General features: G+C 66.6%; 13 protein-coding genes. 7 read left to right on the top strand and 6 right to left on the bottom strand.

The window, feature by feature from the left end; genetic code table 11:
- Positions 1-19 precede the first annotated feature (19 nt).
- Positions 20-1,792, bottom strand: a complete 1,773-nt coding sequence (locus CGU35_RS02780; protein WP_100810113.1) for a gamma-glutamyltransferase family protein — start codon at positions 1,790-1,792, stop codon at positions 20-22.
- Between the two features lie 103 nt (positions 1,793-1,895).
- Positions 1,896-2,561: a GntR family transcriptional regulator gene (locus CGU35_RS02775; protein WP_198517763.1), complete on the bottom strand. Its 666-nt coding sequence runs from the start codon at positions 2,559-2,561 to the stop codon at positions 1,896-1,898.
- Between the two features lie 218 nt (positions 2,562-2,779).
- Between CGU35_RS02775 and CGU35_RS02770 the strand changes: the two genes are divergently transcribed.
- The 7 genes from CGU35_RS02770 to mftD all read left to right on the top strand — a co-directional run bounded on the left by CGU35_RS02770 (position 2,780) and on the right by mftD (position 9,569).
- Positions 2,780-3,976: an ABC transporter substrate-binding protein gene (locus CGU35_RS02770; RefSeq protein WP_157811296.1), complete on the top strand. Its 1,197-nt coding sequence runs from the start codon at positions 2,780-2,782 to the stop codon at positions 3,974-3,976.
- Positions 3,969-4,757: an ABC transporter ATP-binding protein gene (locus CGU35_RS02765; RefSeq protein WP_081766289.1), complete on the top strand. Its 789-nt coding sequence runs from the start codon at positions 3,969-3,971 to the stop codon at positions 4,755-4,757. The genes CGU35_RS02770 and CGU35_RS02765 overlap by 8 nt, the downstream gene beginning before the upstream one ends.
- On the top strand, positions 4,744-5,472 hold the full coding sequence (locus tag CGU35_RS02760) for an ABC transporter ATP-binding protein (RefSeq protein ID WP_036298223.1): 729 nt from the start codon (positions 4,744-4,746) through the stop codon (positions 5,470-5,472). The genes CGU35_RS02765 and CGU35_RS02760 overlap by 14 nt, the downstream gene beginning before the upstream one ends.
- Entirely contained in the window at positions 5,472-6,353 is an 882-nt protein-coding gene (locus CGU35_RS02755; RefSeq protein ID WP_157811297.1) for a branched-chain amino acid ABC transporter permease, read from the top strand. Before CGU35_RS02760 ends, CGU35_RS02755 begins: the two co-directional genes overlap by 1 nt.
- Positions 6,350-7,441 (top strand): branched-chain amino acid ABC transporter permease, encoded by a 1,092-nt coding sequence (locus tag CGU35_RS02750; RefSeq protein WP_100810110.1) that lies wholly within the window; start codon positions 6,350-6,352, stop codon positions 7,439-7,441. Before CGU35_RS02755 ends, CGU35_RS02750 begins: the two co-directional genes overlap by 4 nt.
- Entirely contained in the window at positions 7,438-8,235 is a 798-nt protein-coding gene (locus tag CGU35_RS02745; protein WP_100810109.1) for a cyclase family protein, read from the top strand. Before CGU35_RS02750 ends, CGU35_RS02745 begins: the two co-directional genes overlap by 4 nt.
- A 98-nt stretch (positions 8,236-8,333) precedes the next feature.
- On the top strand, positions 8,334-9,569 hold the full coding sequence (gene mftD, locus CGU35_RS02740) for a pre-mycofactocin synthase MftD (protein ID WP_219811442.1): 1,236 nt from the start codon (positions 8,334-8,336) through the stop codon (positions 9,567-9,569).
- A gap of 58 nt (positions 9,570-9,627) precedes the next feature.
- On the opposite strand, the gene leuC is transcribed toward mftD, so the two are convergent.
- The 4 genes from leuC to CGU35_RS02720 all read right to left on the bottom strand — a co-directional run bounded on the left by leuC (position 9,628) and on the right by CGU35_RS02720 (position 13,855).
- Positions 9,628-11,100, bottom strand: coding sequence for a 3-isopropylmalate dehydratase large subunit (leuC, locus tag CGU35_RS02735; protein WP_100810108.1), 1,473 nt, complete (start codon positions 11,098-11,100; stop codon positions 9,628-9,630).
- 38 nt (positions 11,101-11,138) lie between these two features.
- On the bottom strand, positions 11,139-12,170 hold the full coding sequence (locus CGU35_RS02730; protein ID WP_100810107.1) for a Gfo/Idh/MocA family oxidoreductase: 1,032 nt from the start codon (positions 12,168-12,170) through the stop codon (positions 11,139-11,141).
- Positions 12,171-12,251: 81 nt separating this feature from the next.
- Positions 12,252-13,379 carry a branched-chain amino acid ABC transporter permease gene (locus CGU35_RS02725; RefSeq protein WP_081766287.1) on the bottom strand — a complete coding sequence of 376 codons (1,128 nt, stop codon included), beginning with the start codon at positions 13,377-13,379 and terminating at the stop codon, positions 12,252-12,254.
- Positions 13,376-13,855, bottom strand: coding sequence for an ABC transporter permease subunit (locus CGU35_RS02720; RefSeq protein ID WP_100810106.1), 480 nt, complete (start codon positions 13,853-13,855; stop codon positions 13,376-13,378). Before CGU35_RS02720 ends, CGU35_RS02725 begins: the two co-directional genes overlap by 4 nt.
- Positions 13,856-14,024: the final 169 nt, after the last annotated feature.

Below are 14,024 nucleotides of genomic sequence, written 5' to 3'. Positions count from 1 at the left end.
CTCTGCGGGCGGGGTCAGCTCAGCGCCCGACGGCGTAGCCCTGCATACCGCGCGCGTTGGCTGCAGCAATGACCATCCCGTCGTCGCGGAATCCCGCGGCGCTCAGTCTGCCGAGACTCCACGCGGGAGCCACGACGACATCATGACCGCGATCGCGCAGCTCGTCGAGCGCCGCGTCTCCCACAGTCTGCTCGACGACGACGCCCCGCGGTTGGAAACTGCGCGGGAAGAAGGACGAGGGCATATGCGTGGAGTGCCATGTAGCCGCGTCGATCGATTCCTGCAGATTCATGCCGTGCGAGAGCAGGTTCAGGAGGAAGGTTACGGTCCACTGGTCCTGCTGATCTCCGCCCGGCGTCCCGAATGCCAGATAGGGGGCACCGTCACGCAGCAACATGCCGGGACTCAGGGTCGTGCGCGGTCGCTTGCGCGGCGCGATCGAGTTCGGCAGTCCCTGCTCGAGCCAGAACATCTGCGCTCGGGTCGGCAACGAGAAGCCGAGCCCCGGAATGGCCGGTGAGCTCTGCAGCCACCCCCCGCTCGGAGTCGCGGCCACCATGTTTCCCCAACGATCGACGACGTCGAGGTGGCAGGTGTCGCCGCGGACCACCCCCATGCTCGCGAGCGTCGGCTCACCCGTACCCGCGGCCGCATCGATCGGCGCGTCGAAGATGGATCTGGACAGGTGCGGTTCGTGCCCGCCCGGCGACCCGGGGCGCAATTCGCCCGATGACTCCTCGCTCACGAGCTGTGCGCGGCTGCGGGCGTAGTCGTCGGCGAGGAGCGCGTCGAGCGGGACGTCGACGAAGTTCGGATCGCCGTAGAAGGCCTCGCGATCGGCGAACGCGAGCTTGGCGGTCTCGGTCACGGCATGGATCATCTGCGCCGAACCGGGTGCGCCGATGTCTTGATGGGCGAGCATCGCAAGTTGCTGCAATAGGACGGGCCCCTGACCCCACGGCCCCGTCTTCGCCACGGTCACACCGCCGAACTCGATCGTCGTCGGGCGCTCCCAGGTGGGCTCCCATTCCGCCATGTCTGCGCCGGTGAGCAACCCCGCGTGGTCGGAGCCGGTCGAATCGCGGACGGGTTGGCGCATCCACGCGTCGATCGCGTCGGCGACGAAGCCGCGGTAGAACTCGTCCCGTGCGCGCGCGATCACGGCCTCTCGACTGCCTCCGTCGGCGTTCGCATTCACCACGATCCGCTCCAGGGTGTCGGCCAGGAGCGGATTGCGGAAACGAGCCCGCGGCACCGGTTGCGTGCCGCCCGGCAAATAGATCTCGGCCGACGTGGTCCAGTGCTCCGACAAGAGCGAAGCCACCGAAGCAATCGCGACGGTCGCGTCGGGGACCAGGGGGTACCCGTGGCGCGCGTACTCGATCGCGAAGCGGGTCACCCTCTCCAGCGACAGCGTGCCGTGGCGCTCGAGCATGCTCATCCAGGCGCCGAACGATCCGGGCACGACGGCAGCGAGATGACCCGTTCCGGGAATGGCGCCCAGCCCCAGATCGGCATAGGCCGCTGCGGTGGCGGCGGCGGGCGCCGGTCCCTGCCCGCACAAGACCCAGGGCTCTCCCCCGGCGACATCAAAACCCATGATGGGTGTGTCGCCGCCGAGGCCGTTCAGGTGCGGTTCGACGACGTGCAGCACGAGTCCCGCGGCGACGGCGGCATCAAACGCGTTGCCGCCCTCTTCGAGGACAGCCATCCCCGAACTCGACGCGAGCCAGTGCGTGGACGCGACCGCGCCGAACGAGCCCACGATCTCGGGGCGAGTGGTGAATTGCATGACACGGTCCTTCTGGAGTGCCGACAAGCGGCCACCGGCTGAAAGCGGGAACTATCCCGAGACCATATCGTATACGAAACGTGCTCCGTGCACGCCTCGGCGATCAGTGGGTCGTGAAGCCGTCGTCACCACCCGTGTCGTGCGCACCAGGCTGCGTCGCGGCACGCCGCACGTGCTCGGCCATGAGACTTTCCGCGCGATCGGCATCACGCGCCTCGATCGCGTCGTAGATGTCGCGATGGTCACGCCAGAAGAACCGGTTGTCGACCGGGATGGAAGCCGTGTTGATCCATTCCGAACGCGCAGACAGCTGGTGCACGAACCCACCGAGCACGCTGTTGCCGCTCGCCGATGCGACGGCATCGTGGAAGCGCGAGTTCAGTCGGTGAAGCCTGTCCATCTGCCCGAGATCGATGGCGCGGTCACCCTCGTCCAGGATCTCCCTGATCGCAGCAAGATCGGCATCGGAGCGCTGGGTGGCGGCGAGCCGGGTGGCGTGCGGCTCGAGCACCGCCCGCGCCGTTCGAACCTCGTGCACGACCCGTTCGGTCAGATTCATGACGGTCGGGGAACCGAAATGGCGCAGCTCGACGAATCCCTCCGCGGCCAGCGCTCGCACAGCCTCGCGAATGGGCACACGAGACACATTGAACGCCGATGCCAGCGCGGGTTCTGTCACCCGCGATCCCGGGGCGAGCTCGCCCCTGATGATCATGTCGCGAACGGCATCCACCAGGGCGGGGCCCCGCAGAATCGTCTCTTCAGGCATCGGCCCCCTCCTCGATCGATCGACCCCGATCGTATCCAGCCCGAGCCATTCATCGACGCACCGCCGAAAAAACATCTTGCCTGGCGGTCGGTGCCGGCGATACAGTGACGCAACTTCGTATACGAAGTGACCCGAATATTGCACCTGCAGAGTCGCTCGTGAGAATCACATCGCGTCGCCGCCTGCCCTTCACACACACCAACAGCAAGGACGACACCATGAGCACGTCACTCAGAGCGGCCGCACTCGTAGCGGTCAGCGCCATCGCGCTGACCGGCTGCGTCAGTACGGCTGCGCCATCCACCGACAACAGCACGGCGACCTCGGACACCATCCTCCTCGGCGCCGTGATGGCCGAGACAGGCTTCATGTCCCCGTTCGACACCCCGGCGTTGAACTCACTCCGCATCGCGATCGATGAGCTCAACGGAGCCGGCGGAATCGACGGCACCCCCGTCGAGCTGCGGGTGATCGACACGGGTTCGGATCTCGAGAAGTACGCGCCGTCCGCACAGACCCTCATCGATGCCGGCGCGAAGGCGATCATCGTGACCTGCGACTACGACATCTCAAGCCCGGCGGCGCTCGTGGCGGAGCAGGCCGGAGTTCTGAACGTCTCCCCCTGTGTCGGCGACACGATCTACGGCCCCCGGGGCGGACTGGACATCGGGTTCTCGTTGGGCAACGCCACACCCGGAGAAGCCAGCGTGATGGCGGAGTTCGCTGACAGCAAGAGCTGGACGAACGCCGTCTTCCTGACCGACACATCGCTGAAGTACACCCAGAGCCAGTGCGCCATCGCGCGCGAGCGGTTCCTCGAGCTGGGCGGCACCGAGATCGCGGGCTACGACTACGTCCAGGGCGAGAACATCAGCGAGGCCGTCTCGAGCATCGCCGCCGGCCCGGCCCCCGACGTGATCTTCAACTGCGGCTATAGCCCGGGCGGCGCACAGGTCGCGAAAGACCTGCGCGACGGCGGCATCGCGGCCCCGATCGTCTCGGGCTTCGGCATGGACGGAACATTCTGGCTCGACTCCATCCCGGGCCTGACGGACTACTACGTGGTGACCTTCGCTTCCACCGCCGGAGACGACCCCGACCCCGCGGTCAACGATCTCGCGACGGTCTACGAGCAGACCTACGGCGCACGCCCCACCGTGGGGAGCTTCGTGACCGGTCCTTCCACGCTCGACGCCATCGTCACGGCGCACGAGGTCGCTCAGAGCTGGGACGGAAAAGCGCTCGCGGACGCGTTCCTGACTTTCGACGGCCTCGAGTTGCTGGCTGGCCCGACGACCTTCACGCCGGAACTCCACGTGAACGTCGACCGCCCCCAGCGCGTCCTGGTGGTCGAAGACGGCGCCCTGAAGTTCGTCGAGCGACGCGCACCCGAGAAGGTCATCCTCGGTGACTGATCGTCTCGCCCCTGGAGCAGGCCGCGGAGGCGGCCTGCTCCAGGGGCATGGGATCACACGCTCATACCGCGGGGTGAAGGCGCTCCAGAACGTCACGATCGATGTCCCACTCGGGCGAGTCACGGGCCTGATCGGAGCCAACGGTGCCGGCAAGTCGACTCTCGTCAACATCCTGAGCGGGTACGACCGTCCGAACGGCGGCGGGGTCTTCATCGACGGCGGCGAGCTGCCCCGCGAGAGCGCCGAGCGGCGCACTCGCCGAGGTATCGCCCGCACGTTCCAACACGGTCACCTCTACCCGCGGCTGACCGTCCTCGAGAACGTGACGGTCGCCGCCCTGGCCTGTGGACTCTCGCGACGAGAGGGACGCTCACTCGCGCTGGCACTCCTCGCGGAACTGCAGCTCGAAGAATGGGCGATGCATGACGCCGACCACCTGCCGCACGGGGTGGAACGACGTCTCGGCGTGGCCAGGGCGCTGGCGACACGACCGAACTGGGTGCTTTTCGACGAACCCGCGGCCGGACTGAACGATGGCGAGGCCGAGCACTTCAGGGACACGATGCGCGCCCTCGCGACTCGCGGACTCGGCGTGCTGCTGATCGACCACAACATGCCACTCATCTTCGGAAGCTGTGACCACATCTTCGTCCTCGGCGCCGGACTGAACGTCATGGACGGTTCACCCGACTCGGTGCGCACCGACCCCCGCCTCGCAGCGTCGTACCTGGGCAACGCCGCACAGCAGATCGCCGAAGGAGCCGAGCATGGTGTCGACTGAATCGCCGCGGATCCTTACCGTCTCAGACCTTCGGGTCTCGTATCGCGGCGTGCCCGCCGTGTCGGGCGTGAGCTTCCACATCGATGCCGGCGAGCTCGTCGGGATCATCGGACCCAACGGCGCCGGAAAGTCCTCGACCCTGCTCGGCATCGTCAACGCCGTGCGCTCGGATTCCTCCGAGACCAGCCTCGGCGGCGTCGACCTACGTCGCATGCCACCCGAGCGCGTGGCGCGAACAGGACTGGCCCTCGTGCCCGAGGGACACCACATCTTCGGGCGACTCTCGGTGCGCGACAATCTGCGTCTCGGCTCCACGGCCCGGCGCGATCCCCGCGGCCTGGAAGAAGACCTGAAATGGGTGATCGAGCTGTTTCCCATCCTCGATGAGTTCGCGAATCGCCCCGCGGGGCTCCTCTCCGGCGGTCAACAGCAGCAGCTCGCGATCGGCCGTGCCCTGTTGGCGAACCCGATTCTCCTCGCACTCGACGAACCCTCTCTCGGACTGTCACCGACCGTCGTCGACACAGTCTTCGCAGCCATCGCGCGCATCCGCGAGCGCGGCACGGCGGTGCTCCTCGTCGAACAGCGAGCACAGCAAACGGTCGCGGCCGCCGATCGCACGTATGTGTTGAACGACGGGCGGATCGTGATGGACCTGGCTCCCGCCGACGCGGCCGACTCCGCCCTCCTGATGAAGGCCTACCTGGGATCATGATGCCCCTCCTGCAATCACTTTTCGACGCCGTCTCCGCGGGAGCCGTCTACGCGCTCGCGGCCCTCGCCATCGGTTTGGTCTTCGGCGTGCTGCGACTGGCGAACTTCGCCATCGGCGAGATCATCACCGGGTCGGCCTACGCTCTGATCCTCATCTGGCCCTTCTCGTGGCCGCTGGCGCTGGTCGCCTCGGTGGTCGTCGCCGTCGCACTATCTCTCCTGATGGATGCTGCTGTTTTCCGGTGGATGCGCTCACAGTCGCCGGCGACTCTCCTCATCGCGAGTTTCGGCCTGAGCATCCTGCTGCAGCGGACATATGACGGCATCTTCGGCACGAACGTCCGAACGGCATCCGTCGCTCCAGCCCTGACCACCTCGGTGACGATCGGCGGTCTGCGGATCAACCTGCTGGCGGTCGTCGCCGTCGTTCTGGCCGTCTGCCTGCTGGTGGGGGTGGGGCTCTTCCTGTCGCAGACGCGCGTCGGGCTGCAGGTGCAGGCCGCAGCAGCCGATTTCCGGATCGCGCGCATCCTCGGCATCCGATCCGGGGTCGTCATCTCCCTCACCTTCGTCATCAGCGGGGTACTCGCCGCCGCCGTTGCCTTCGTCCTGACCGCGCGATCCGGTGCCGTCGACCCGACTTTCGGCGTCCAGGCCACGCTGTTCGGTCTCATCGGCGCCGTCATCGGCGGCCTGAACCGCCTCGGTGGCGCGGTCGTCGGTGGGTTCGCCGTGGGCTTCGTTCTCTCACTCTTCACCGCCTGGCTCCCGGGCGGGCTCAACGATTTCCGGACGGCGTTCGTATATCTGCTCGTCATCGTCGTGCTCGTGATCGTCCCGAACGGCGTCTTCGCCGGCCGTACTCTCAAGGAGCGCGCATGACCATCGCCCAACCTGCTCGTAGCTGGATGCCCCGCTGGGTCGTGCCGTCCCCCGCCGTGGATCTGTGGACACTCGTCGTGCCCCTCGTCGTCGTCTGGTTGTTCTCCGCGTTCGCGAGCTCCGTCTCGCAGTCGGCCGCGATCGACCTGAGCTACGCCCTGGCAAACCTGATGATCGTCGTGGGAATGTGGACGTTCATCGGCAACAGCGGCGTTCTCTCCTTCGGCCACATCGCTTTCGTCGCCGTCGGCGCCTGGACGATGTCGCTCCTGACGATCAGCCCCGTGGTCAAGGCGTCCGTCATGCCCGAGCTCTTCCCCTGGCTCTCGGGTGCTGCGGTAGCGCCGCTCATCGCCCTGGTGATCGCGGCAGCGGTCGGCGGACTGCTGGCCCTCGTGAGCGGTCTCGCTCTCATGCGACTGCACGGGCTGGAGGCGGGCATCGCCACGTTCGCCCTCCTCGGCCTCGTCGTCCAGGTGCTCACGTACTGGAGCAGTGTGGGGCCGAAGTCAGGTCAGTCCATGACAGGCATCCCCCAGAGCTTCGACCTGCAGACGACGCTGTTGATCACCCTCGTCGTCATCACGATCGCCTGGACGTACGGAAGATCACGGAGCGCACGGATGCTTCGCGCATCTCGCGAGAGCGTGGTGGCCGCACCCGGGTCCGGCATCCGCATCACCCTGCATCGCGTTGTCGCGTTTGCCCTCTCGGGCGCACTGGCAGCCATCGGCGGAGCCGTGTGGGCACAGACGAACCGGGTCGTTCAGGCATCCCAGTTCTCATTGGATTTCACGTTCACCACGATGGCGATGCTGGTGATCGGAGGCATGCTCTCACTCTGGGGAGCCGTGGTCGGAACACTTCTGATCTCCACCCTCGATCACGTTCTCGGCCTGCTCGAGGGCGGTCTGCACATGGGGGGCGTCATCGTGTCGCTGCCCGCCGGCAGCCGCCTCATCGTGGTGGCCGCCGTCCTGGTCGTCGTGCTGATCCTGCGCCCGTCCGGCATCACCGGCGGCCGGGAAGCTCGCTGGCCGCTCCGGCCTCAAAACCCCTTCGCATCGTCTCTCCCAGGAGTGAAATGACTGTCGACCCGCCCATCCTGATCGCCGAACTGCTCAGGAGCATCGCCTCGAGCCGGCTGGAACTCGTCGACCTGACGAGCACCCTCCGCGGATCCACGCCGATCATGACGCTGCCCGACCCGTTTGCGAGTCAGAGCGGCTTCGTCCTTGAGCAGCTGAGCCGGTACGACGAGCACGGGCCCGGCTGGTATCACAACAACATCCACACCGGCGAGCACTCCGGGACACATCTTGATGCTCCGATCCACTGGCTCAGCGGCAAAGAGGGCCGGGATGTCGCGAGCATCCCCCTCGATCGCCTGATCGGTCCGGCCTGTGTGATCGACGTGCGAGAACAGGTCGACGCCGATCCCGACTTCCTGCTCCAGCGGCATCATGTCGAAGAGTGGGAGGCACGGCACGGGCAGTTGCAACCCGGCAGCTGGCTGCTGTTGCGTACCGGATGGGACCGATACTCCGACGACCAGGAGGCTTTCGTGAACGCCGACGAGAACGGACCGCACAGCCCCGGCGTCTCGGGCGAGTGCGCGCTGTGGCTCGCAGAAGAACGCCCCATCTCGGGTTTCGGTGCCGACACTCTCGGTATCGACGCCGGTCGCGCCGGTGAGTTCGACCCGCCGTTTCCCATGCACAACCACCTGCTCGGCCACGACAAGTACGGGATCACCTCGCTTCAGAACCTGAGCAGGCTGCCCGAGACCGGGGCACTGTTGATCGTCGCACCATTGCGTATCGAAGGCGGCAGCGGCAGCCCCGCACGCGTGATCGCGCTCACCCCGGCCGACTCGGCGTAGTCGGTTCCCGACCGATTCAGCTCCCCGCCCACCACACAGCCGGCTCGCACACTCCAGCATCCCTACGAGCTCGCGGATAACGATATTGAGGAGAAGTCATGGGCATGTTCGCACATAGGGCGATCGAGACGGTCGACGAAGCTCAGCGCAGGGCCAAGAAGTTGTTGCCCCACGATGTCTACACCGCGCTCGAGGCCGGCAGTGACGGCGGCGCGACGATGAAAGAGAATCTGCGCGCTTTCGAAGAGATCGGCATGATCCCCCGCATCGGCGCCGCGATCCCGACGCGCCTCGACCTGTCGGCGACATTCATGGGGCAGCCGATCGACCTGCCGGTGGTGATCGCGCCCGCCGCGGCGCAGGCGATGCACCCCGACGCCGAGATCGGCGTCGCACGGGCAGCGCAGCGCGCCGGCACCGCGATCGGTCTGAGCAACTTCGCGTCCGTCGCGATAGAGGACGTGACGCGTGAGAATTCGAAGTCGTTCGCACACGTGTACTGGTCGGGCGGTCGCGACGTCGTCGCGGACCGCATAGAACGCTTCCGGCAGGCCGGGGTCAAGGGCCTGATCTTCACGCTCGATCTGTCCGGCGGACGTGTCGCCTACCAGCCTCGCGACTGGGGCTCGCCGGTCTACCCGGACCGCCTGAACTTCGCCGCTCTCCTCAGATACGCGCCGATGGCGATCGGCAACCCGTCCTGGTTCCTGCGCTACGCGAAGCGTCGCGTCATCCCGGGATTGAATGCTCCGAACATGAGCCGACGCGGAGGTCCGGTTCCGACCCTGGTCGGCGGCCTCTACGAATGGATGGACACGGCCATCCCCACGTGGGAGGACGTCGCCTGGCTCCGTGAGCTGTGGGGCGGCCCGTTCATGGTGAAGGGTCTGGTGGCGGCCGACGATGCGCGACGAGCGGTCGATGCGGGCGCGACGGCCGTCGGGGTCTCCAACCACGGCGGCAACAACCTCGACACGACTCCTTCGCCTCTGCGGTTCCTTCCCTCGGTCGTCCGCGCGGTCGGCGATCAGGTGGAGGTCACATTGGACAGCGGCGTCCGTCGGGGCACCGATGTGCTGAAGGCGCTCGCGCTCGGTGCATCAAGCGTGATGATCGGACGGCCGTGGTTCTACGGCCTCGCCGCCGACGGGGAACGCGGTGTATATGAGGTCCTCGAAACGTTCCGCGGCACGATCGAGCGAGCGCTCGTCGGGTTGGGCAAGTCCTCGATCCGCGATGTCACCGTCGACGATCTGGTGATTCCAAACGGGTTCATCCTCGACCCGGCACCGGAGTCCGCACGCGCGAGCCGCGCTGTCGCGCAGGAGAAGTAGCGGCGCTCGCGGCAGCGCGGTCGTCCGCGGATGCCGAGCTTCGCGTCCGACTTCGCAATCAGCGATCTGGTTCGCGCGTCGTAGCGTTGGGCCGAGGTCGGGGTCGGCGATTCCTGTCGCCCTCGAGGTCGCTCGGGCTCGAGAGCGTGCCGCGGATGGCGGTGGCCGCGGCGACGAGAGGCGAGACCAGGTGCGTGCGTCCGCCCGCGCCCTGACGTCCTTCGAAGTTGCGGTTGCTGGTCGAGGCGCACCGCTCCCCCGGAGCGAGCTGGTCCGGGTTCATGCCCAGGCACATGGAGCAGCCCGCGAACCGCCACTCGGCGCCGAAGTCCGTGATGATCTTGTCGAGCCCCTCGGCCTCGGCCTCGAGCCGCACCCGCGCCGAGCCCGGCACCACCATGACGCGGACGCCGTCGGCCTTCTTGCGCCCCCGGATGATCGAGGCGAAGGCGCGCAGGTCTTCTATGCGACTGTTCGTGCAGGAGCCCATGAAAACGGCATCGACCGCGACATCCTTCATCGGCGTCCCCGCCTTCAAGTCCATGTACTCCAGCGCCCGCTCGGCCGCCACACGCTCATTGGAGTCGGCAATATCGGCCGGGTCCGGCACGACGTCACTGAGCGACACACCCTGACCCGGGTTCGTCCCCCACGTCACGAACGGTTCGAGCTCGTTCGCATCGAGGAACACCTCGGCGTCGTACACCGCGCCCTCGTCGGACGGGAGCGTGCGCCAGTAGGCCACCGCATCCTCCCAATCCTGACCCTGCGGGGCGTGCGGCTTGCCCTTGACATACGCGAACGTGGTCTCGTCGGGCGCGATCATGCCGGCGCGGGCGCCCCCCTCGATCGACATGTTGCACATCGTCATGCGGCCCTCCATCGAGAGGGAGCGGATGGCGCTGCCGCGGTATTCGAGCGCGTAGCCCTGCCCGCCGTTCGCACCGATCTTCGCGATGATCGCCAGGATGATGTCTTTTGCCGTCACGCCGGGCTTCAACTCGCCCTCGACCGTGATCGCCATGGTCTTGAAGGGCTTGAGCGGCAGCGTCTGCGTCGCCATGACGTGCTCGATCTCGCTGGTACCGATACCAAATGCCATTGCACCGAACGCCCCGTGCGTGCTCGTGTGCGAGTCACCGCAGACGACCGTGATACCCGGCATCGTGAGGCCGAGCTGCGGGCCCACGACGTGCACGATCCCCTGCTCCGTGTCGCCGAGCGAGTGCAGACGCACACCGAACTCCTCCGCGTTGCGCCGCAACGTATCGATCTGGGTCCGGCTCGTCAGATCCGCGATCGGCTTGTCGATCGCCAACGTCGGCGTGTTGTGATCCTCCGTCGCGATCGTCAGATCCAAGCGCCGCAACGGCCGACCCTCAGCACGCAGACCATCGAACGCCTGAGGGCTCGTCACCTCATGCACCAGGTGCAGGTCGATGTAGATCAGGTCCGGCTCACCGTCATCACCCTTGACCACGACATGGTCATCCCAGACCTTCTCGGCCAGGGTGCGCGGTCCGCGCGACATCGCTCCAGAGAGATCTTCGGACACAGGAATCCTCTCGGTTATGTGGCTCGCGAAGGGCCTTGTCCGTACAAGGCCGGGCGCTCACGCATCTTCACCACCGTCGGCGAGCCGGTCCGCAAAGCCTCGATGCACGCATCCGTCGCGGCGGCGGCGGCGTACCCATCCCAGGCGTTCGGTCCCGTGACGACACCGTGCAGTGCATCCTCTGCCCAGGCGGTAAGTTCGCGACGATACGCATCCCCGAACCGCACCGTGAAGTCCTTCTCACGGACCCCGCTCGTCCGGAAGTCCAGACTGACCGCGGTCACCGGTGCGTTGGTCAAACGCGCCACGCCCTGACGTCCCACGACATCGCAGCCGATCTCGTATCCGTAACCGGCGCGCAAGAAGACCTCGGCGTACACCATGGCGCCGCGCTCCGTGCGGAAGGAGAAGAACTGCGGGTCCAGCCACTCATCGAGACCGGAACGACCTCCCGTTCCCGTGACGCTGACCTCGGCGATCTCGTCGTCAGCGAGCCAGCGGGTCGTATCTACTTCGTGCACGACGGCTTCGGTCGTGTGCATCGCCGAGGTGAAGTACTCCGGAACGTCCGCCGCGCGGTGGACGTACTGCAGCGCGACGATTTCGCCGAGGTCGCCTGTCTCTACAGCGGCTTTCAACTCGACGAAGGCCGTATCGAAGCGGCGCATGAACCCGACCTGCACGAACCGCCGGCCCGCCGCGATCTCCGCATCGATGATCAGCTCGCAGTCCGCACCCGTGAGCGCGAGCGGCTTCTCGCAGAAGACCGGTTTGCGATGTTCGATACAGGCCAGCACCAACGACAGATGCGACGCGGCGCTCGAGGCAATGGCGACGGCATCCACATCGTCGGATGCGATCAGCTCTTCCGCGCTTCGCGCGACCCGTACGTCTCCGGGTAGGCCTTCGGCGATCGCGTGAGCCCGGTCGAGGTCAAAGTCGGAGACGGCTACCAGCTCCCCCAGGGCGACCGAACGGGCGATCGTCGCCACCTGTTCGGACCCCACCATACCGAGGCCGATTACACCGATGCGGAGTCTGTTCATGTGTTCCTCGTTTCCGTGACCTGTCACAATGTGGACCACCCTTCCGGGCGGCTGTTGTCGAACTACTCGACGCCGGGTGTCTCAGCCCACGGTCGGCGGTGCCGCCGCCGCAGGTGGGCTGGACGCCTCCGGCCCGTCACCGTCCCCCGTCGCGCGCGCCCGCGGCCGCAATACCTGGAACTCGTTCGACCCGAACAGCCCCTGCGGTCGGAGCGCAAGGACCACGATCAGACCGATTCCGAGCGTCAGCGCCCCGAACTCCGGCATGCGCGGCAGCTGCAACCCGAACAGGAACAGCCCGCTCTCTACCTGACGCGCCAGCTCCTGCCAGATCGCGACGATAGCCGCACCGACGATCGCTCCACTGATGCTGCGCACCCCGCCGATCACGGCCATGATCACGACGACGATCGCCGGGTCGATGCTGAAAGTCGTCGGCGAGAATGCCGTCAGGTAGTGCGCCCACACCGCCCCCGAGGCTCCGGAGAGGAGGCCTCCCAACAGGAGAGCCGGCATACGCACCCGAGTAGGCGAGAGTCCGGAGGACTCCGCGGCAACGGCGTCGTCGCGCCCTCCGCGAGCCTCCAGGCCCCACCGCGAGAACTTGAATGCCGTGCCGATGAGGGTGATCGCGACCACGGTGAGCCCGGCGACCGGGATCGTCGTGTCGTAAGGCACCCCCGGAAAGACCATTGCCCCGCGCGTGATCGCCGGCGTCTCGCGCAAGAGATCGGAAACGATGAACATGAGCCCCAGGCTGACGACCGCGGCGGCAAGTCCCGATACCCGCACGAGCACCGGCCCCGCGATCGCCGCGACCACGGCGCCCGCGAGTCCACCCATGAGCACGCTGACCCCGAAGCTCACCTCGACACCCGCGAGCCACTCGGGCAGATCGGGCAGAAGACTTGTCCGCGACGCCACGGGGACGGTCAGAACCCCGGAGACATAGGCGCCGACGGCGACGAAAGCGAACTGGCCGAAGAAGATCAGGCCCGTGTTGCCCATGATCACCTGCAACGAGACCGTCAGGCAGACGAAGACCAGACCCGAGACCACGATGGCCTCGAAAGTGCCGCCGGTGGCGGCGTCGATCGCAAACGCGATTGCCACCACGACGAGTGAGATTGCCGTCGGCCCGCCGACCGCGCTGGCGTATCCCCGCGAGGTCTGCACCCTGTCGGGGAAGAACATTCGTGATCTGCTCATTTCGTGGGCACCACCTTGCGTTGAAGGAGTCCGTCCGGTCGCAGCAGCAAAACCGCGATCAGCAGGGTGTACGTGAGGGCGCGCGTGAGGCCCTGAACGTCACTGGGCAGATATGCGGCCATGAACGAGTCCACGAGTCCGAGCAGCAGCCCGCCCAGCACGGCGCCGCCGATGTTGCGCAGCCCCCCGAGGACGAGCGCAACGAATGCAACCATCGTGATCTCGAGGCCAGACCGGGGGGTGACGCTGCCAGCCTTTGCGTACCAGAGGAAGGATGCGATGCAGGCCAGTACGCCCGCGATCACGAGAGCCGTGGTGACGACACGTCGGGTGCGCACGCCGACCAGGGCGGCGGTCGACATACTCTGTGCCGTCGCGCGCATCTTCAGGCCCAGATCTGTCGCGCGCAGGAGGATGAGAACCCCGCCAAGTGCAACCAGCGCGACGCTCAGGCTCGTCAGGCTCGCGGCGCTGATTTCTTCAGATTCGCCGAGGACTTATTCACTTCCGCCGAAAAACCAAAAAATTCCGGGGGCAAAGGGGTTTAAAAAAAAGCCGCGGTTGCGTTCACCGAAAAGAAAACAGGACCGCGGCCGCCTGCAGCACGAGTTCCGAAAAAGCGAGCGACTTTTCAGCATTTGAAGG

Source organism: Microbacterium sp. BR1 (assembly GCF_002812725.1).
GTDB lineage: Bacteria > Actinomycetota > Actinomycetes > Actinomycetales > Microbacteriaceae > Microbacterium.
Note: the sequence above shows the minus strand (reverse complement) of the source record. Positions and strands in the feature narration are given on the sequence as shown.